Raw genomic sequence first — 20,098 nt, forward strand, 5'->3', positions numbered from 1 at the left:
AAGACATGAACGCCCCCCAGACCACGGACCTGCCGACCCAGGCCCTGACCCGCGAACTCATCGCCCGCCCGTCCGTCACCCCGCAGGACTCCGGCTGCCTCGAACTCATCGCCGCCCGCCTCGCGCCGCTGGGCTTTGTCTGCGAACGTATCGACGGCGGTGGCGTCAGCAACCTGTGGGCCCGTCGCGGCACGCAGAGCCCGCTGGTGGTCTTTGCCGGCCATACCGACGTCGTCCCCACCGGCCCGCTGGCCGAGTGGCATTCCGACCCTTTCGTGCCCACCGAGCGTGACGGCTTCCTGTACGGCCGCGGCGCCGCCGACATGAAGTCGTCCCTGGCGGCCTTCGTGACCGCCATCGAAGCCTTCGTCGCCGTCCATCCCGACCACGCCGGTTCGATCGCGCTGCTGTTGACCTCGGACGAGGAAGGCGACGCCACCCACGGCACCACACTGGTCGTCGAAACCCTCCGGGCCCGTGGCGAGACGCTCGATTTCTGCATCGTCGGCGAACCGACCTCCGTCGATACCCTTGGCGACACCATCAAGAACGGCCGCCGTGGCAGCCTGTCCGGCAAGCTGACCGTAAAGGGCGTGCAGGGCCACATCGCCTACCCGCACCTGGCCAAGAACCCCATCCACCTGGCCGCGCCGGCCCTCGCCGAGCTGGCCTCCGTCACCTGGGACGAAGGCAACGAGTACTTCCCGCCCACGTCCTGGCAGATGTCCAACATCAAGGCCGGCACCGGCGCCACCAACGTGATTCCCGGTGCGCTGGAAGTGCTGTTCAACTTCCGCTTCGCGACGGTGCATACCGCCGACGACCTGAAGGCCAAGGTCCATGCGATCCTCGACCGCCACGGCCTCGACTACGACCTCGCCTGGACCCTCGGCGGCAAGCCCTTCCTGACGCCCCGCGGCAGCCTGGTGACGGCCCTGTCCGGCGCGATCCGCGACACCGTCGGTCTCGATACCGAACTGTCCACCACCGGCGGCACCTCCGACGGCCGCTTCATCGCCGACATCTGCCCGCAGGTCGTCGAATTCGGCCCGGTGAACGCCACCATCCACAAGCTCAACGAGTGCATCGCGGTGGACGCCATCGAGCCCCTGTCCGCGATCTATCGCCGCACCCTCGAAAACCTGTTGACTGCATCGGAACCGGCATGACCCACCACGACGAACACGACCACGCGCATGACCACGACCAAGAGGACGAGCATGAACACGAGCATGGCCCGCTGGCTGAACTCGTCACCGTGCGCGACTGGATTCGTTACGGGGTCACCCGCTTCAACCGGGCCGGCTGCTTCTACGGCCATGGCCTGCAGGACGCCTACGACGAGGCCGTCTACCTGATCCTGCACACCCTCGCGCTGCCCCTCGACCGCCTCGAACCCTTCCTCGACGCCTGCATCCCCAGCGACGAGCGGGAGGACATCTTCGAGGTCATCGAGAAGCGCGCGGCCGAGCGCCTGCCCGCTGCCTACATCACCGGGGAGGCCTGGCTCGGCGACTTCCGTTTCAAGGTGGACCCGCGCGTCATCATTCCGCGCTCCTACTTCGCCGAATTGCTGCACGACGGTTTCGGCCCGTGGATCACCGATCCGGAAGCCGTCACCTCGGCGATGGACATGTGCACCGGCTCCGGCTGCCTGGCCATCCTGATGGCCCATGCCTTCCCCAATGCCGAGATCGTCGCCGTGGACATCTCCCAGGACGCCCTTGACGTCGCCGCCGAGAACATCGCCGCCTATGGTCTCGAGGGCCGCATCAAGCTGGTGCTGTCGGACGGCTTCGCGGCGGTTCCCGAGCAGAAGTTCGACTTCATCCTCAGCAACCCGCCCTACGTCACGCAGGAATCCATGGACAGCCTGCCGGCGGAATACCTGCACGAACCCGGCCTGGCCCTCGGCTCCGGCGAGGACGGCCTCGACCTCGTGCGCAAGCTGCTGGTCGATGCGCGCCGCTTCCTGACGCCAGATGGCCTGCTAGCCATCGAAGTCGGCCACAACCGGCACATCGTCGACGAAGCCTTCCCCAGCCTCGCCCCGACCTGGGTATCCGCCCCGGGCGGCGATGACAAGATTTTTGTCCTCGAAGCCGGTCAACTATCGTAAAAGTGATTTTCAGCGAGAAATCGGTCAACCTATTCCTGCTCCTGCCGTACTTATGATCATGTGCGGGGGTTGGACCCTTCCGGATCCAGCCCCACCCAATGGAAAGACACACACAAGAACATAAAGGCAGGATCAAGGAGTCCCTATGGCGACCGATCGCCCGATTCTTCTCGTCGAGGACAATCCCGACGACGAAGCCCTGACGCTGAGGGCATTCAGCAAGAACAAGATCAGCAACCAGGTGGTGGTCGCCAGGGATGGGGTCGAAGCGCTGGATTACCTATTCTGCACCGGGCAGCATGCGGCACGCGACCCGCTGGTGATGCCGGCCTTCGTGCTGCTCGACCTCAAGCTGCCGCGCATCGACGGCCTCGAAGTGCTGCGCCGCATCCGCGCGGACGAGCGCACCGCTCTATTGCCAGTGGTCGTGCTGACCACCTCGAAGGAACACCAGGACATTTCCGAGGCCTACCGCCTCGGCGCCAACAGCTACATCCGCAAGCCGGTGGATTTCGAACGCTTCCTGCAGGCCGTCGGGCAACTGGGCCTGTACTGGCTGTCGCTCAACGAGCCATCCGAAGCGACGACGCCCTAACAACGGCCCGGCCCTGGACGGGCCAGGCCCTGTGGCGCTAGGCGTCGCCCTTCGGAGCCGCTTCGCCGCTGAGCCAGTCGGGGTTGGGCAGTTCGTCGAAGGCGTGGCCGAGGGCTTCGCTCCAGCGGTTGCGGATCATCGCGAAGTATTCGTTCTTCGCATCGATGCTGACGTGGGACGAAATCTTGAGCTCATCGGTCTTGAGGATGGCCAGATCGAGGGGCACGCCCACCGACAGGTTCGAGCGGATCGTCGAATCCATGGAGATCAGCGCCAGCTTGGCCGCCTCGTCCAGGCTGGTCTGGCTCTTCACGACGCGGTCGATGATCGGCTTGCCGTACTTGGACTCGCCGATCTGGAAGTACGGCGTATCCGGCGTGGCTTCGATGAAGTTGCCGGCCGCGTAGATGTGGAACAGGCGCGGTGCTTCATCGCCGATCTGCCCGCCGAGAATCAGCGCCGCGGTGAAATCGATGCCGAAGCTCTGCAGCGCGTCGGCATCCCGCCGATGCACCTCACGCAGCGTGTCGCCCACGTGCCGGGCCGCCTCGAACATGTTCGGCACCGACCACAGGTTTTCCCGCCCATCCTGGGCTGCCATCGCTTCGCGCAGCATCGACACCAACTGCTGCGTAATCGCCAGGTTGCCCGAGCTCATCAGGACCATCACCCGCTCGCCGGGGCGCTGGAAGATGGACATCTTGCGGAAGGTATTGATGTGGTCGACGCCCGCATTGGTACGAGAATCCGACAGGAAAACCATACCCGCATCGAGCAGCATGCTGACACAATAAGTCATGGGGAAAGTCCCAAAAAAAGGCGGTCCGGATGCGGGACCGCCGGGAGAGTTTGGAAGCTGTGTAGTGCGCCGGCGGGTCAGCGACGCAGATCGTCAAGAATGGACTTGATCTCGGCGCGGATGTCACTGAGCTGCCCGCGCAAACCGGCGGCCTCTTCCACGTCTTCGAGCTTGCGCACCCCCAGCTCACCGAGCTGGTTGCGCGCGCCGGAAATGGTGAAGCCGTCCCGGTACAACAGTTCGCGAATCCGGCGAATCAGCAGCACTTCGTGATGCTGATAGTAGCGCCGGTTGCCGCCCCGCTTGACTGGCCGCAGCTGGGTGAACTCCTGCTCCCAGTAACGCAGCACATGGGGCTTGACCCCGCACAGATCGCTGACCTCACCGATGGTGAAATAGCGCTTGGCGGGAATCGGCGGCAATTCGGCTATCGCCGGAACTTCACTTTGCGACATCGCTCAGTTGCTCCACATTGGCCTTGAGCTTCTGGCTGGCGTGGAAAGTCACCACACGCCGGGCGGTGATGGGGATCTCTTCGCCAGTCTTGGGATTTCGACCAGGACGCTGCGGCTTCTCACGGAGCTGGAAGTTGCCGAAGCCAGAGAGCTTGACGCAATCCCCCCGCTCCAGCGCCAGGCGGATTTCCTCGAAGAAGCACTCGACCATGTCCTTGGCCTCGCGCTTGTTGAGCCCCACCTGTTCAAACAGCATGTCGGCGAGTTCCGCCTTGGTAAGTGTCATACCCATATTGACTCAAGCCCTCAGCTTCGCGCCGAGGTTTTCTTCGGCATGGCGGGTCAGGGCAGTCATCGCGGCATCCACTTCAGCGTCCTCCAGAGTCCGCTGAGTTTCTTGCATAACTACGCGGAAAGCAAGGCTTTTCCGGTTCGGCTCGATACCTTTGCCCTGGTATTGGTCGAACAGTTCGATGCGCTGCACAATAGCCGGAGCCACCTGCTGCAGGCCCTTCAGCAGACTTGCCGCCGTCACATTCTGCTCAACCACCAGCGCTAGGTCACGGGTCACCGCTGGGAAGCGGGACAGTTCCTTGTAAGCCGGCGTCACCGTGCCGAGCAGCGCGTCGAGTTCGATCTCGAAGGCCACCGGCGCCGTACCCAGCTCATAGCGCTGAACCCAGATCGGGTGCAGTTCGCCGATGAAACCGATTTCGCGGCCATCGAGCAGCACACGTGCGGAACGGCCTGGATGCAGGGCCGGATGGGAGGCCCGCTCGAACTCGGCGACACGCGGGAACAGCAACGCTTCCAGGTCCGCCTTGACGTCGTAGAAATCCACGTTGCGGTTGGACTCGCCCCACTGCTCGGCCTTGGCCAGGCCGGCCGCCAGCGCCGCTGCACGCAACGGCTGGTGGTACCCCTCCACCGGCTTGCCCGCGGCATCCTTGGCGAAGCAGCGGCCGATCTCGAAAACACGGACGCGATTGGTCTGACGCTTGCGGTTGGTCACCACGTTGGACACCAGACCACCGATCAGGCTGGAGCGCATCACGCTCATCTGGCTGGCAATCGGGTTGGCCAGGCGGACCGGATCGGCGTTGCCGCTGAAATCCTTCTCCCAGGCTTCTTCGACGAAGGCGAAGTTGATGACTTCCTGGTACTCGCGGCCGGCGATCAGGCGGCGAATGCTCATCGTGTCGCGGCGGGCCTCGGGGCGCGGCAACATGCTGATCGGGCCCTTCGGGGCGACGGTCGGGATGTTGTCGTAGCCGTGCAGGCGGGCGATTTCCTCGATGAGGTCTTCCTCTATCTCCAGGTCGAAGCGGTAGGAGGGCGGCGTCACGACGAAATCCTCGCCGTCACGGGCCACCTGGAGATTCAGGCGGATGAACATCTCGGCGACGTGGTCGGCCGTCAGCTGAATACCCAGCACGCGGCGCACACGGGCAGCGCGCAGGCGGATCGGCGCACGGGCGGGCAGCTTGGCCGCATCGACGACTTCGTTCACGGGACCGGCGGAACCACCGCAGATGTCCAGGATCAGGCGGGTCGCCCTCTCGATGGCCTGGCCAGCCAGCGCGAAGTCGACGCCGCGCTCGAAGCGGTAGGACGCATCCGACGAGAAGCCGTAGGCGCGCGCACGGCCGGCGATCGCGTCCGGCGCGAAGAAGGCGCTCTCGAGGAACAGATCGGTGGTTTCCAGGGTGATGCCGCTTTCCTCGCCGCCCATGATGCCGGCCAGTGCCAGCGCACGGGATTCGTCGGCGATCAGCAGGGTGTCGGCCGCCGGCGTCACGGTCTGACCGTTGAGCAGCAGCACCTGCTCGCCCGCCGTCGGGAAACGCACGTGAATGGCGCCGTTCAGCTTGGCCTCGTCGAAGGCATGCAGCGGCTGGCCCAGTTCGAGCATCACGTAGTTGGTGACGTCCACCAGCGCGCTGATCGAGCGGATGCCGCTGCGGGCCAGGCGCTGCTTCATCCAGTCGGGCGTCGCGGCCTTGGCATCGACGCCGCGGATGATCCGGCCGGCGTAACGCGGGCAGGCTTCCGGTGCATCGAGCATGATGCCGCGCACGGCGTCGTGGACCGGCGCCACTGGCTCGCTCGCCGGCAGGCTGAGCGGCTTGCCGGTCAGCGCCGCCACTTCACGGGCGATGCCGGTCAGGCTCAGGCAGTCTGCGCGGTTCGGCGTCAGCTTGATGGTGAACAGCGTGTCGTTGAGGTCGAGGTATTCGCGCAGGTCCGTGCCGACAGGCGCATCTTCCGGCAGCACCAGCAGGCCGTTGCTCTCTTCGGAGACGCCCAGCTCCTTGGCGGAACACAGCATTCCGAAGGATTCGACGCCGCGCAGCTTGGCCGCCTTGATGCCGAAGCCGGCCAGGTCGGCGCCCACCAGCGCGCACGGAATCTTGATGCCCGCGGCCGCATTCGGCGCACCGCAGACGATCTGCAGCAGCTCGCCCTGCCCCGCGTCCACCTTGCAGACGCGCAGCTTATCGGCGTTGGGGTGCTTTTCAGCCTCGACGATCTGCGCGACCACCACCTTGGAAAACTGGGCGGCCACGCCGTCCTGCTCTTCCACTTCCAGCCCCGCCATCGTGAGCAAATGCCCAAGCGCATCCGAATCGAGGTCCGGACTGACGAAGCTGCGCAACCAGAGTTCTGAGAATTGCATGGCTTACCTGAATTGACCGAGGAAACGAAGATCGCCTTCGAAGAACAGGCGAAGGTCATTGACGCCATACCGCAGCATGGTCAGCCGGTCGGGCCCCATGCCGAAAGCAAAGCCGGTGTAACGCTCGGGGTCGATGCCGCCGAAGCGCAATACGTTGGGATGAACCATGCCGCAGCCGGCGATCTCCAGCCAACGCCCCTTCAGCGCGCCGCTCATGAACGCCACGTCGATCTCGGCGGACGGCTCGGTGAACGGGAAAAAGGACGGACGGAAGCGCACCTGCAGGTCGTCGCTCTCGAAGAAGCTGCGCAGGAAGTCGGCAACCACGCCCTTCAGGTCGGCAAAGCTGACGCTCTCGCCCACCCACAGGCCTTCGACCTGGTGGAACATCGGGGAGTGGGTGGCATCGGAGTCGACGCGGTAGACGCGGCCCGGCGCGATCACGCGCAGCTCGGGCATCGTGTCGCAATCCTTGTAGGCCTCGACGTGGGCCTGCATCGCGCGGATCTGGACCGGACTGGTGTGGGTGCGCAGCAGCACGCCCTCGCCGTTTTCCAGATAGAAGGTGTCGTGCATCGAACGGGCCGGATGGTTGGCCGGGGTGTTCAATGCCGTGAAATTGTAGAAGTCGGTCTCGATCTCCGGCCCTTCGGCCACATCGAAGCCAATGGAGCGGAACAGTTGTTCGACACGCTCCAACGTACGCACCACCGGGTGGAGACCACCGATGCCGGCGCCACGGCCAGGCAGGGTCACATCCAGCGCTTCGGCAGCCAATTGCGCTTCGAGCGCGGCCTGTTGCAGCGCATCGCGGCGCGCGTTGAGCTGCGCTTCGATGGCGGCCTTGGCCTTGTTGATCTCGGCACCGGCTGTCTTGCGGGCTTCCGGATCGAGTTTGCCGAGGCCCTTCAGCAGTTCAGTGAGGGAACCGCCCTTGCCCAGGTAGCGCGCCTTGGCGGCCTCCAGGGCTGCTCCGTCCGCGGCGGCGGCGAAATCCACGCCGGCTTGCGCGACGAGTTGATCGAGTTGATCCATTTTTCCTGTCTTATCCCGGGTTCAGGACAAAAAAAAGGAGGCTAGGCCTCCTTTTTTCGTGCTACGCAAGATTACGCAGCGAGCTTGGCCTTGGCTTGTTCGGCGAGCGCCGCAAAAGCGGGCTTGTCGAACACGGCCAGGTCGGCCAGAACCTTGCGGTCCACTTCGATGGAGGCCTTCTTCAGACCGTTCATGAAGCGGCTGTAGGTCAGACCAACTTCACGGGCGGCCGCGTTGATACGGGCGATCCACAGGGCACGGAACTGACGCTTGCGCTGACGACGGTCACGGTAAGCGTACTGACCGGCCTTCATCACCGCCTGCTTGGCGATCCGATATACGTTCTTGCGACGGCCGCGATAGCCCTTGGCTTGATCGAGGACTTTCTTGTGGCGGGCGCGAGCGGTTACACCGCGTTTAACTCGGGGCATTGCGTTCTCCTAAATCAAGCGTAAGGCATCATTGCGCGGATGGACTTTTCGTCCGAAGCATGCACGGCAGTCATGCCGCGCAGCTGGCGCTTGCTCTTGGTGGTCTTCTTGGTCAGGATGTGGCGCTTGAACGCCTGCGAACGCTTGATGCTACCGGAAGCGCGGATCTTGAACCGCTTGGCGGCGCCGCTCTTGGTCTTCATCTTGGGCATGAAGTACTCCACTTATATCATGGTGCCAGGTGGCTTCCGACTTTCGGAAACGCTTCAACAACCCGTCACCACTTGTTCCGGCGGACTATGCTGTCCACCGTACTCCGGAGCCCGAAGGCTCCGAAAATCCTTAGTGCTTCTTCTTCGGCGCGATGACCATGATCATCTGGCGCCCTTCCATCTTCGGCATCTGCTCGACCTGGGCGATTTCGTCCAGGTCGGCCTTGATTCGCTCGAGCTGGCGCATGCCGAACTCCTGGTGAGCCATTTCGCGACCGCGGAAACGGAGCGTCACCTTGGCTTTGTCACCATCGTTCAGGAACTTGATCAGGTTACGCAGTTTGATCTGGTAGTCGTTCTCGTCCGTACCCGGACGCAGCTTGACCTCCTTGACCTGGATCTGCTTCTGCTTCTGCTTGGCCTCGTGGGCGCGCTTGGCTTCTTCGTACTTGTACTTGCCGAAGTCCATCAAGCGACACACCGGCGGCTTGGCCATCGGCGCGATCTCTACCAGATCTACACCGGCCTCTTCAGCCGCTTCCAGTGCAGCACGCAGAGAAACGATGCCGATCTGCTCACCGTCCTCACCCGTCAGGCGCACTTCCGGCACACTAATTTCGCCGTTGATGCGCAGCTTCTTTTCCTGAGCGATGGTTCAAATCTCCTATGAAAACAAAAAATCAGGCCGTGCCAGCAAACGAGGAAACCTCTTGCTGCCAACGCTCAACAACCGAATCGAGGGTCAGTTGACCGAGGTCTTGATTGCCTCGGGCGCGCACGGCCACTACATTAGCTGCCTTTTCCTTGTCGCCCACGACAAGGATGTACGGCAACTTACGCACGCTATGTTCGCGTATTTTATAAGTAATCTTTTCGTTGCGCAAATCGGCCTCAACGCGGAAGCCGCGCGCGCGCAGGGAACTGACCACTTCCGTGACGTAATCCACCTGGGATTCGGAGATATTCAGCACCACCGCCTGCACCGGCGCCAGCCACATGGGCAGGGCTCCCGCATAGTTTTCGATCAGGATACCGATGAAGCGCTCCAGCGAACCCAGAATGGCGCGGTGCAGCATCACCGGCGTATGGCGACCGTTATCTTCGCCCACATACTCGGCCCCGAGGCGGGTCGGCATTGAAAAGTCCACCTGGACGGTACCGCACTGCCAGGAGCGGCCAATCGCATCCTTGATGTGGAACTCGATCTTCGGACCATAGAAGGCGCCCTCACCCGGCAACTCCTCCCACTCCAGGCCGCTGGCACGCAGCGCGGAACGCAGGCCACTCTCGGCCTTGTCCCACACATCGTCCGAGCCCACCCGGCTATCCGGACGCAGCGCGAGCTTGACGGCCACATCCTTGAAACCGAAATCCGCATAAACCTTGCGAACCAGTGCATTGAAGGCGGTGACTTCGGCCTCAATCTGATCTTCTGTACAGAAGATATGCCCATCGTCCTGCGTGAAGCCACGCACCCGCATGATGCCGTGCAGCGCACCCGACGGTTCATTGCGGTGGCAGGCTCCGAACTCGCCGTAGCGGAGCGGCAGCTCGCGATAGGAGCGCAGATCGGAATTGAAGATCTGGATGTGCCCCGGGCAGTTCATAGGCTTCACCGCGTAATCGCGACTTTCCGACTCGGTGGTGAACATGTTGGCCTTGTAGTGCTCCCAATGGCCGGACTTCTCCCACAGGGAACGATCCAGGATCTGCGGGCAGCGTACCTCCTGGTAGCCATTGTCGCGATAGACGGCGCGCATGTACTGCTCGACCGCCTGCCAGACCGTCCAGCCATTGGGATGCCAGAACACCAGTCCCGGCGCCTCTTCCTGCAGATGGAAGAGATCGAGCTGCTTGCCCAGGCGGCGGTGATCCCGCTTCTCGGCCTCTTCCAGCATATGCAGGTAGGCCTCCTGGTCTTCCTTCTTGGCCCAGGCGGTACCGTAGATGCGCTGCAGCATCTCGTTCTTGGAGTCGCCGCGCCAGTAGGCGCCAGCCACCTTCATCAGCTTGAACACTTTCAGCTTGCCAGTGGACGGCACGTGCGGGCCGCGACACAGGTCGGTGAAATCACCCTCCCGATACAGGGACACATCCTGATCTTCCGGGATCGACGCAATGATCTCGGCCTTGTAATGCTCGCCAATGGACTTGAAGTACGCCACGGCCTCATCCCGCGGCAGCACACGGCGCTCAACGGGAATATCACGCCTGGCAAGCTCGGCCATGCGCGCCTCGATCGCCACCAGATCTTCCGGCGTGAACGGACGCTTGTAGGAAAAGTCGTAGTAGAAACCGTTTTCGATCACCGGCCCAATGGTCACCTGCGCTTCCGGAAACAGTTCCTTGACCGCATAGGCCAACAAGTGGGCCGTCGAGTGACGGATCACCTCGAGACCGTCAGGATCCTTGTCCGTGACGATCGACAGCGCCACATCGGACTCGATCAGACAGGAGGTATCAGCCAGTTTGCCTTCAATCTTGCCGGCAAGCGCCGCCTTGGCAAGGCCAGTACCAATCGACGCAGCAACCTGGGCAATGGTTACAGGCTGCTCAAAACTGCGAACAGAACCGTCGGGCAGGGTGATGTTGGGCATGATGGCTCGCTCAAAGGAAAAATCTGGGCAAAAAAAAAGTGCGGCCGAGCCGCACTTTTTTCTCTACCGAAAAACGCCTTACAGCAGACTCGACCCTACTTAGCCTAGAAAGCTGCAAGTTCGAAACATTGCGTTTTCCTCTTAGGTGTTTGGTAGGCGCGATTGGACTCGAACCAACGACCCCCACCATGTCAAGGTGGTGCTCTAACCAGCTGAGCTACGCGCCTAAGAAGCCCGCATTATAGATGAACCTCAGAAACTGTCAACACTATTTTCATTCCCCGCTTCCATCTGCGGCCAGGCCGCCAGAAAGCGCTGCCAATGGGGCGCCGCCACACGACCGAGAGACTCCCGCACGAATGCGATCTCCACGTCGTACTGCGCCTTGTCGAGCGCACCACGCATCAGCTGAAAACGCAGGAACACCAGGTAGGTGTTGACTACATCAGTCTCGCAGTAATCGCGGATCTCACCAATGCGCCCTTCGCAGTACCCCTTCCAGACTGCCGAACCATCCATGCCCAGCTTGCCCGGAAAACCCATCAGCTTGGCCAGATCATCCAGCGGCGCATTGGCTCGCGGCTGATACAGCGCGAGCAGGTCCATCAGATCCAGATGGCGGGTATGGTAGCGGCTGATGTAGTTGTTCCACTTGAAATCGCGGGAGTCGTGGAAATCACCATCTCCCAGATCCCAGTACCGCGGCGCGGCGATGCCGTGCAGCATGCCGCGATAATGCAGTACCGGCAGATCGAAGCCGCCGCCGTTCCACGACACGATCTGCGGAGTGAAACGCTCGATACCGTCAAAGAAGCGCTGGATCAACTGCCCTTCCGTGCACTCCGGCTCCGACAGGGAAAAGACCCGGAACTGGCTCGCATCCCGCAACGCGCAGGAAATCGTGACGACCCGCTGCAGATGATGGGGCAGGAAGTCGGTGCCGTTCGCTGCCCGCCGCTGCTGAAACGCGAACTCGGCCACCTCCTCGCCCGGGAGTTCAGCGGGCAACCCGTGCAGGACGCGAATCCCCTCGACATCCGGGATCGTCTCGATGTCGAAGACGAGGGTGGTGGCCAAGGCAGCCATCAGGCAGGAAATACCCCGGTGGACAGATAACGGTCACCTCTGTCGCAGACGACCGAGACAATGACCGCATTCTCGACCTGCTCAGCCAGGCGCAGCGCGACATGCATGGCGCCGCCGGAGGAAATGCCGGCGAAGATGCCCTCCTCCCGCGCCAGACGGCGGGTCATTTCTTCGGCGTCAGCCTGAGCCACGTACTCCAGGTGATCAACCTTGCTCTTGTCGTAGATCTTCGGCAGATACGCCTCAGGCCACTTGCGGATCCCTGGAATCTGCGCGCCTTCGGTTGGCTGGCAACCGATGATCTGGATCGCCGGATTCTGCGCCTTCAGGTAGACGGAGACGCCCATGATGGTGCCAGTAGTACCCATGCTGCTGATGAAGTGGGTGATCATTCCACCGGTCTGTTGCCAGATCTCCGGCCCGGTGCCATCAATGTGCGCCTGGGGATTGTCCGGATTGGCGAATTGGTCGAGGATCACGCCACGACCTTCATCGCGCATTTTTTCGGCCACGTCTCGGGCCAGCTCCATGCCGCCCTCTTTCGGGGTCAGCACCAGCTCGGCACCGAAGGCGCGCATCGTCTGCCGGCGCTCGATGCTCTGATTCTCCGGCATGACCAGGATCATGCCGTAGCCGCGGATCGCCGCCGCCATCGCCAGCGCGATACCGGTGTTGCCGCTGGTTGCTTCGATCAGCGTGTCGCCAGGGCGAATGTCGCCACGCAACTCAGCCCGCAGAATCATCGACATCGCCGGCCTGTCCTTCACCGAGCCCGCCGGGTTGTTACCTTCCAGCTTGGCCAGGATGACGTTGTTGCGCCCTGCAGTAATACGCTTGAGACGGACCAGCGGGGTTTGCCCCACGTAGTCCTCGAGTGTTTTGAATTCCATGATTCCGTCCAATGGGATGCCGGATTGAAGCGATCATACCGAATGCCGCCTCAAGCCAGACAAGCAAACCCTGAGCCATCCATTCAGCACCGCGTGCGCCTGGCTCCGCCGGATGAAAAAGGGGCTTCCGACGGAAGCCCCCGAAACAATTTGTCAGTTTTGCGCCAGACTTACGGCCGGCCGATGCTCAGGTAAGTGAGGCCGGCCTGACGCGGCAGCTTCGGATCGAAGATGTTACGCCCATCGAAGATGATTGGCGCCTTCAACTTCTCCTTGATGACCGCGAAGTCAGGACTGCGGAACTCCTTCCACTCGGTCACGATCAGCAGCGCATCTGCTTCGTCGAGGGCCTGCATCGGGCGCTCAGCGTAACGCAGGCGCGGCTCATCGCCGAAAATCCGGCGCGTCTCCGGCATCGCCACCGGATCGTAAGCCGTCACCGTCGCGCCACGGCGGAACAGCTCGGCGATGATCACCCGGCTGGGCGCCTCGCGCATGTCGTCGGTGTTCGGCTTGAAGGCCAAGCCCCAGATGGCGAAATTGCGGCCGGACAGGTCTTCGCCAAACTCGGCGACGACCTTGTTCACCAGCACGAGCTTCTGCGCATCGTTGGCATCCTCCACGGCATTCAACACGCACAGCGCATGCCCTTCGTCCGAGCCGGTCTTGATCAGCGCCTTGACGTCCTTCGGGAAGCAGGAACCGCCGTAGCCGCAGCCCGCATACAGGAAGTGATAGCCGATACGCGGGTCGCTGCCGATACCCTGGCGAACCAACTCAATGTCGGCCCCGAGGGATTCGGCCAGCAAGGCCAGTTCGTTCATGAAGCTGATACGGGTGGCCAGCATCGCATTGGCGGCGTACTTGGTCAGCTCAGCGCTGCGCAGATCCATGATCAGCAGCTTTTCATGGTTGCGCTGGAAAGGCGCGTACAAGGCCTTCATCAGGAAGATAGCCTGATCGTCCTCCGCACCGACAACGATGCGATCCGGACGCATGAAGTCTTCGACGGCAGCCCCTTCCTTGAGAAACTCAGGGTTGGAGACGATGCTGTACGGAATGGACTCGCCACGGGCGTCGAGCTCGGCCTGCACGGCCGCCTTGACCTTGTCCGCCGTGCCCACCGGCACGGTGCTCTTGTCGACGATCACCTTGTAGTCTGTCATGTGCCGGCCGATAGCCCGCGCTGCCGACAGCACGTACTGCAGATCCGCAGAACCATCTTCGTCAGGCGGAGTACCGACGGCAATGAACTGGATCGTGCCGAACTGCACGGCAGCCTGGACATCCGTCGTGAAATGCAGACGACCAGCCGCGACGTTACGTGCCACAACCTGATCCAGGCCCGGCTCGTGAATGGGAATCCCGCCTTCCTCAAGAATCCGGATCTTCTCCGGATCCAGATCGAGGCACAGCACGTCGTTGCCCATCTCCGCCAGACAGGCCCCTGACACCAAGCCCACGTACCCAGTACCGACTACAGTGATTTTCATACACTCATTTCCAATGATGAATCCAGAAAACGCGCCAACTGCCCGCCCCTGGAAACGCTAAGGGGCCAGATCGAATTCTTCCGTCCGTTTGGGCGGATAGGTTTCCCATCCACCGCACGCAGGACAACGCCAATAAAACTGCCGCGCCTTGAAACCACATGCCTCACAGCGATAACGTGCTACGCGCCGGGTATGGCCATGGACCAAGCCTTTTACCAGCTCGATATCGGTCCGCTGAGCCGCCGGCGCAGTAAGAAGTGCGGCCTCAAGCAACTTATCGAGGCCCAGCAGCGTGGGATTGCGGCGCAACTCGTCGCGCACCAGGCTATAAGCGGCCTGAGCGCCCTCCTGCTGCAGCTCCCACTGGAACAGGGCATCGAGCAGATCAAGCGAGGGATACTGTTCCAGATAGCTGCGCAGCAGCTGCATGCCCTGCTCCAGCTCGCCCAGACGTCGATAGGCGTCCATGATCCGCTCTGCCACCAGCGCGAGATAAACCGGATTCTGGCTTTCGACCCGCTTCCAGGCCTCCAACGCTCCGCGGTCATCCCCGCGCGCGGCATGGAGATCGCCAAGCAACATGCTCGCACGCACGGATTTCCGGTTCATTTCAAGCGCACGAGCCAAACTCTCGGCGGCGTCGTCAAAACGGGAATTTGCCAGATCGGCGGCCGCAAGCTCGCAATGGAAGTTGGAAACCTCCTTCTCCCAGAGCACGCTCTCGTGCTCGGGCAGTGCGTTTGCAGTATCGATGGCCTTGCGCCAGTCCTTCTCCTGCTGATAGATGTCCAGCAAGTTCTTCAGAGCGAAATCATTGGCCCGCGTACCGCGCAACTGCAGAAAGACAGCCTCGGCACGATCGAGCAGGCCCGCCTTCAGAAAATCCAGCCCAAGCTCCGAAAGCGCATGCAAACGCTGATCCTCGGAAAGATCATCACGATCAACCAGGTTCTGGTGCATGCGGATGGCCCGATCAGTTTCCCCGCGACGGCGAAAAAGGCTACCCAGTGCAAAGTGCAGTTCGACTGTCTGGTTATCGATTTTCACCGCCTCAATGAAGGCATCGATCGCCTTGTCCGGCTGCTCGTTGAGCAAAAAATTAAGGCCCGTCAGATAAGTGCGCGGTAGTGCCCGCGACTCCCGGACCAAATGCTTGATGTCGATTCTGGCCGCCAGCCACCCCAGCGCAAAGAACAGGGGGAACGCCAGCAGCCACCAGAGTTCAAATTCCATAGGTACTAGTAGCTTTCGGGAAGATCGGGACCGCTCACGACAGGAACGCTACTGCGCGCCTCCGGGGCGCTGCTGGAGCTCGCCCGGCTACGGAGAAAGCCGATCTCGCGATGCTGGCGATACACGGTTGCCAGCGTTGCCGTCACACCGATCAGTACGCCGATGACGACAAAAAGCAGAATGACCAGCACCAGCGGCACCTGCCACTGAGCACCGAAGAAGAAATGCAGGACGACAACCTCATCGTTCTTGAGCGCGAAACCAAACAGCACCAAGAAGAGGAAGAGCCTGACAAGCCATATGAGAGCACGCATGGCCGAAATTATCCCCGACGTGGACAAAAAAAAGAAGGCGGCTTACGCCGCCTTCCTGCTCGAGCTTCTGGCCACCGGACGAGACCGCATCTCAGACGGAATCAACCCATCATATCGACGCGTTCCCGCAACTCCTTGCCTGCCTTGAAATGCGGAACATACTTCTCCGGCACTTGCACCTTTTCACCCGACTTGGGATTGCGCCCAACGCGCGGGGGGCGGTAATTCAAGGCAAAGCTGCCAAAGCCGCGGATCTCGATGCGATCACCCCTCGACAAGGCGTCGGTCATCGCATCGAGAATCATCTTGACCGCGAACTCGGCGTCCTTCGCAACCAGCTGGGGAAAACGCTCCGCCAGCCGGGCGATGAGCTCCGACTTGGTCATGCCCGAACCGCTTACTTCTGCTCGTTGAGCTTGGCCTTCAGCAGCGCACCGAGGTTGGTGGTGCCGCTGGCTGCGGAAGCGCTGTCAGAAGCCAGCTTGCTCATCGCTTCGTTTTGCTCGACCTGATCCTTGGCACGGATGGACAGGTTGATACCGCGGGTCTTGCGATCGACGTTGACGATCAGGGCCTCGACGGACTCACCGACCTTCAGCAGCTGGGACAGATCGTCCACGCGGTCACGGGAGAACTCGGACGCACGCAGGTAGCCTTCCACATCGCTGTTCAGGCCGATCACGGCGCCACGGGCATCCACGGACTTCACGGTGCCAGTCACGAGGGTATTCTTGTCGTGGGTAGCGATGAAGTTGGTGAACGGATCCCCATCAAGCTGCTTGATGCCGAGAGAGATACGCTCCTTCTCGACGTCGATGTTCAGCACCACGGCCTCGACTTCGTCGCCCTTCTTGTACTGGCGAACAGCTTCTTCGCCGGTCAGGGACCAGGACAGGTCGGACAGGTGAACCAGACCGTCGATGCCACCTTCCAGGCCGATGAACACGCCGAAATCGGTCAGGGACTTGATCTGGCCGCGGACCTTGTCGCCCTTCTTGTGGTTGATGGCGAAATCGTCCCACGGGTTGGACATGCACTGCTTCATGCCCAAGGAGATACGACGACGGTCTTCGTCGATTTCCAGAATCATCACTTCGACTTCGTCGCCCAGCTGGACAACCTTGGTCGGGTGGATGTTCTTGTTGGTCCAGTCCATTTCGGACACGTGCACCAGGCCTTCGATGCCCTGCTCGACTTCAACGAATGCACCATAGTCGGTGATGTTGGTAACCTTGCCGAACAGACGGGTGCCCTGCGGGTAACGACGGGAGATGCCGACCCACGGATCTTCGCCGAGCTGCTTGAGGCCCAGGGAGACGCGGTTCTTCTCTTGGTCGAACTTGAGCACCTTGGCTTCGAGTTCGTCGCCGACGGACAGAACTTCCGACGGGTGACGGACACGGCGCCATGCCAGGTCGGTGATGTGCAGCAGGCCGTCGATACCACCCAGATCCACGAATGCGCCGTAGTCGGTGATGTTCTTGACGATACCCTTGACGACGGTGCCTTCCTTGAGGGTTTCGAGGAGCTTCTGACGCTCTTCACCCATGGAAGCTTCCAGCACGGCGCGACGGGAAACGACGACGTTGTTGCGCTTGCGGTCGAGCTTGATGACGCGGAATTCGAATTCCTTGCCTTCAAACGGCGTGGTGTCCTTGACAGGACGCATGTCCACCAGGGAACCCGGCAGGAATGCGCGGATGCCGTTGACCATGACGGTCAGGCCACCCTTGACCTTGCCCGTGATCATGCCCTTGACCAGGATCGCGTCGTTGAGCGCCTTGTCGAGGTCGTTCCAGGCAGCGATACGCTTGGCCTTGTCACGGGAAAGGCGGGTTTCACCGTAGCCGTCTTCGAGCTGCTCAATGGCGACTTGAACGTAGTCGCCAACCTGAGCGGTCACTTCGCCGCGATCGCTGCGGAACTCGTCGATGGGGATGTAGCTCTCGGACTTGAGGCCAGCATTGACGACAACGAAGTTCTGATCGATCCGCACGACTTCAGCGGTGATCACCTCGCCGGCACGCATTTCCTGACGATTGAGGGATTCCTCAAACAGGGCGGCAAAGCTTTCCTCGAAGGAAACAGGGGTGGCAGTGGACATATTGAAAAAAAGAACCTTACAACCGTCGCGAAACGGCTCCTGGTTGAACATACCTTCCCGTTCCTCATGGTTCGGGAAGATCCTTTACAGCAAAAAATTAGTTGTGAGGCGCGACCCGCTCGATCACGAAATCGACCGCCTGCTGGGCAGTCATTCCGGACGTATCGAGCAGCACCACGTCTTCGCCCCGCGTCAAAGGCGCAACGGCGCGCTGGGAATCCCGCGCGTCACGTTCATGCAAGTCTTTGAGCAGATCTGTCATGTTAGCAGCCATTCCTTTATCGATCAACTGCTTATAGCGTCGCTCCGCACGCGTCTCCGCGGAGGCGGTCAGGAAGATCTTCAGGCCGGCATCGGGAAAAACCACCGACCCCATGTCACGCCCTTCCGCCACCAAGCCGGGCGACTTGCGGTAGGCCCGCTGCCGCCAGAACAGCGCGTCGCGCACCGCCGGCAGCACCGCCACCTTGGAGGCACCCGCCGAACACTCCTCGCTACGAATAGCCTCGGTCACGTCGTCACCATCCAGCAACACCCGATCACCGTCGAAACGCGCCGGCAGCGCCGCGGCGATGCTCTCCAGACGGGGCTCGTCGTCCAGCGCCACCCCCTGCCGCGCAGCGGCCAACGCCACCAGACGGTACAGCGCACCGCTGTCCAGATGATCGAAGCCCAGCGCCTCGGCCACCCGCGCCGCCACGGTCCCCTTGCCGGAGGCCGACGGACCGTCGATCGCCACCACCGGAGCCGGCGTCGCAATGCCCGCGAAGGTTGTGAAGTAAGCCGGGAAGGTCTTGTTCACGCACTTCGGGTCGTTGATGCGCACGTAGGGTCCACCCAATGTCGCCAGCGAGAAGCACATCGCCACGCGATGGTCGTCGTAGGTATCGATCACCGCCGGCTTGAGCTGCGCAGGCGGAATGACCTTGATGCTTTCCGGATACTCCTCGACCGTGGCGCCGAGCTTGCGCAGCTCGGCAGCCATCGCGGCGATGCGATCGGTCTCCTTGACCCGCCAGCTGCCGATGTTGCGCAGCACGCTGGGCCCGTCCGCGAACAGCGCGGCGACCGCCAGCGTCATGGCCGCATCGGGGATGTGGTTCAGGTCGAGGTCGAAGGCCTTCAGGCGGCCGGATGCCGGCGCGCTCGCCTCGATCCAGTCTTCGCCCCAGACGATCTGCGCCCCCATCTTCGCAAGCGCCTCGGCAAACTTGACGTCGCCCTGGATGCTGCGGCGCCCCGCCCCGACCACGCGGACCGGACCGCCGCCCAGAGCCCCCGCAGCCAGGAAATAGCTGGCCGTCGATGCATCCCCTTCCACCGCAATGCGGCCGGGCGACGTATAGCGCTGGCCAGCCGGCACGATGAAACGGCTCCAGCCCTCGCGTTGCACAAAGACGCCGAAGCGCTCCATCAGGTTGAGGGTGATCTCCACGTAGGGACGGCTGATCAGCTCGCCCTCCACCTCGATGACCAGCGGCTTGTCCCGTGCCACCAGCGGCGCGGCCTGCAGCAGACCGGTCAGGAACTGGCTCGACACGTTGCCGCGCACGCTGACCCGCTCCGCAGCAAGATCCGCGGGCTTCAGCGCCAACGGCGGATAGCCCTCCTGTCCCAGCCACTCGACCTGCGCGCCCAACTGTTTGAGACCATCCACCAGGTCGCCGATCGGCCGCTCATGCATGCGCGGCACGCCGGACAGACGCACCTCGGCGGCCTCATCCGCACAACCAGACAAACTCGTCACGATGGCCGGCACCAGAGTACGGATGCTCAGCCCGGAATTGCCGACGAAGATATCGGCCCGCAGATTGCTGAAACGTCCGCCGCAGCCCTTCACGCGTAGCGCCTCGCCCTCCTCCGTCACCGCCACGCCGAGGGCAACGATCGCATTGCGCATCACCCGCGTATCGTCGGAGTCCAGCAGGTCTTCGACCAGCGTATCGCCTTCTGCCAGCGCAGCAAGCAGCAAGACGCGATTGGAAATACTCTTGGAGCCCGGCAGGCGCACCGTGCCCGCGGCCTTCTGCATCGGAGGCAGGTCGATGAATTCCATGA

General features: G+C 62.2%; 20 protein-coding genes and 1 tRNA gene. 3 read left to right on the plus strand and 18 right to left on the minus strand.

What is annotated here, in order from left to right:
- The first annotated feature begins 5 nt into the window (after positions 1-5).
- The 3 genes from dapE (at position 6) to AC3QL2_RS01755 (ending at position 2,714) form a co-directional block, all read left to right on the plus strand.
- Positions 6-1,169 carry a succinyl-diaminopimelate desuccinylase gene (gene dapE, locus AC3QL2_RS01745; RefSeq protein ID WP_493236125.1) on the plus strand — a complete coding sequence of 388 codons (1,164 nt, stop codon included), beginning with the start codon at positions 6-8 and terminating at the stop codon, positions 1,167-1,169.
- Positions 1,166-2,119, plus strand: a complete 954-nt coding sequence (prmB, locus tag AC3QL2_RS01750) for a 50S ribosomal protein L3 N(5)-glutamine methyltransferase (RefSeq protein ID WP_493236124.1) — start codon at positions 1,166-1,168, stop codon at positions 2,117-2,119. The genes dapE and prmB overlap by 4 nt, the downstream gene beginning before the upstream one ends.
- Before the next feature lie 145 nt (positions 2,120-2,264).
- On the plus strand, positions 2,265-2,714 hold the full coding sequence (locus tag AC3QL2_RS01755) for a response regulator (protein ID WP_493236123.1): 450 nt from the start codon (positions 2,265-2,267) through the stop codon (positions 2,712-2,714).
- A gap of 37 nt (positions 2,715-2,751) precedes the next feature.
- Here AC3QL2_RS01755 and AC3QL2_RS01760 read toward each other — a convergent pair whose 3' ends face one another.
- The 18 genes from AC3QL2_RS01760 to AC3QL2_RS01845 form a co-directional block, all read right to left on the minus strand.
- Positions 2,752-3,513 (minus strand): proteasome-type protease, encoded by a 762-nt coding sequence (locus tag AC3QL2_RS01760; RefSeq protein WP_493236122.1) that lies wholly within the window; start codon positions 3,511-3,513, stop codon positions 2,752-2,754.
- Between the two features lie 77 nt (positions 3,514-3,590).
- Positions 3,591-3,968: a MerR family transcriptional regulator gene (locus AC3QL2_RS01765; protein ID WP_481118761.1), complete on the minus strand. Its 378-nt coding sequence runs from the start codon at positions 3,966-3,968 to the stop codon at positions 3,591-3,593.
- Positions 3,955-4,260, minus strand: coding sequence for an integration host factor subunit alpha (locus tag AC3QL2_RS01770; protein ID WP_173862649.1), 306 nt, complete (start codon positions 4,258-4,260; stop codon positions 3,955-3,957). Before AC3QL2_RS01770 ends, AC3QL2_RS01765 begins: the two co-directional genes overlap by 14 nt.
- 6 nt (positions 4,261-4,266) lie before the next feature.
- Positions 4,267-6,645: a phenylalanine--tRNA ligase subunit beta gene (pheT, locus tag AC3QL2_RS01775; protein WP_493236121.1), complete on the minus strand. Its 2,379-nt coding sequence runs from the start codon at positions 6,643-6,645 to the stop codon at positions 4,267-4,269.
- 3 nt (positions 6,646-6,648) lie between these two features.
- Entirely contained in the window at positions 6,649-7,680 is a 1,032-nt protein-coding gene (gene pheS / locus AC3QL2_RS01780) for a phenylalanine--tRNA ligase subunit alpha (RefSeq protein ID WP_493236120.1), read from the minus strand.
- A gap of 71 nt (positions 7,681-7,751) precedes the next feature.
- Complete coding sequence (gene rplT, locus AC3QL2_RS01785) at positions 7,752-8,111, minus strand: 50S ribosomal protein L20 (RefSeq protein ID WP_079434014.1); 360 nt, start codon at positions 8,109-8,111, stop codon at positions 7,752-7,754.
- 14 nt (positions 8,112-8,125) lie between these two features.
- Positions 8,126-8,323: a 50S ribosomal protein L35 gene (gene rpmI / locus AC3QL2_RS01790; RefSeq protein ID WP_481113480.1), complete on the minus strand. Its 198-nt coding sequence runs from the start codon at positions 8,321-8,323 to the stop codon at positions 8,126-8,128.
- A 130-nt stretch (positions 8,324-8,453) separates the two neighbouring features.
- On the minus strand, positions 8,454-8,933 hold the full coding sequence (infC, locus tag AC3QL2_RS01795) for a translation initiation factor IF-3 (protein ID WP_493240336.1): 480 nt from the start codon (positions 8,931-8,933) through the stop codon (positions 8,454-8,456).
- Positions 8,934-9,003: 70 nt separating this feature from the next.
- Complete coding sequence (gene thrS, locus AC3QL2_RS01800; RefSeq protein ID WP_493236119.1) at positions 9,004-10,920, minus strand: threonine--tRNA ligase; 1,917 nt, start codon at positions 10,918-10,920, stop codon at positions 9,004-9,006.
- A 150-nt stretch (positions 10,921-11,070) separates the two neighbouring features.
- A tRNA-Val gene (locus AC3QL2_RS01805) sits at positions 11,071-11,147 on the minus strand.
- Between the two features lie 25 nt (positions 11,148-11,172).
- Positions 11,173-11,997 carry a 3'-5' exonuclease gene (locus tag AC3QL2_RS01810; RefSeq protein WP_493236118.1) on the minus strand — a complete coding sequence of 275 codons (825 nt, stop codon included), beginning with the start codon at positions 11,995-11,997 and terminating at the stop codon, positions 11,173-11,175.
- 8 nt (positions 11,998-12,005) lie between these two features.
- Complete coding sequence (gene cysM / locus AC3QL2_RS01815) at positions 12,006-12,896, minus strand: cysteine synthase CysM (RefSeq protein ID WP_493236144.1); 891 nt, start codon at positions 12,894-12,896, stop codon at positions 12,006-12,008.
- A gap of 170 nt (positions 12,897-13,066) precedes the next feature.
- Positions 13,067-14,389, minus strand: coding sequence for a UDP-glucose dehydrogenase family protein (locus tag AC3QL2_RS01820; protein ID WP_493236117.1), 1,323 nt, complete (start codon positions 14,387-14,389; stop codon positions 13,067-13,069).
- Between the two features lie 57 nt (positions 14,390-14,446).
- Positions 14,447-15,622: a lipopolysaccharide assembly protein LapB gene (gene lapB, locus AC3QL2_RS01825; protein ID WP_493236116.1), complete on the minus strand. Its 1,176-nt coding sequence runs from the start codon at positions 15,620-15,622 to the stop codon at positions 14,447-14,449.
- A gap of 5 nt (positions 15,623-15,627) precedes the next feature.
- Complete coding sequence (locus tag AC3QL2_RS01830) at positions 15,628-15,936, minus strand: lipopolysaccharide assembly protein LapA domain-containing protein (protein ID WP_493236115.1); 309 nt, start codon at positions 15,934-15,936, stop codon at positions 15,628-15,630.
- Positions 15,937-16,037: 101 nt separating this feature from the next.
- Positions 16,038-16,322 (minus strand): integration host factor subunit beta, encoded by a 285-nt coding sequence (locus AC3QL2_RS01835; protein WP_079434022.1) that lies wholly within the window; start codon positions 16,320-16,322, stop codon positions 16,038-16,040.
- Positions 16,323-16,333: 11 nt separating this feature from the next.
- Positions 16,334-18,040, minus strand: coding sequence for a 30S ribosomal protein S1 (gene rpsA / locus AC3QL2_RS01840; RefSeq protein ID WP_493236114.1), 1,707 nt, complete (start codon positions 18,038-18,040; stop codon positions 16,334-16,336).
- 97 nt (positions 18,041-18,137) lie between these two features.
- On the minus strand, positions 18,138-20,096 hold the full coding sequence (locus AC3QL2_RS01845; RefSeq protein ID WP_493236113.1) for a bifunctional 3-phosphoshikimate 1-carboxyvinyltransferase/cytidylate kinase: 1,959 nt from the start codon (positions 20,094-20,096) through the stop codon (positions 18,138-18,140).
- Between the last annotated feature and the right edge of the window lie 2 nt (positions 20,097-20,098).

This window comes from Zoogloea sp. GW822-FHT05C07 (assembly GCF_058800215.1).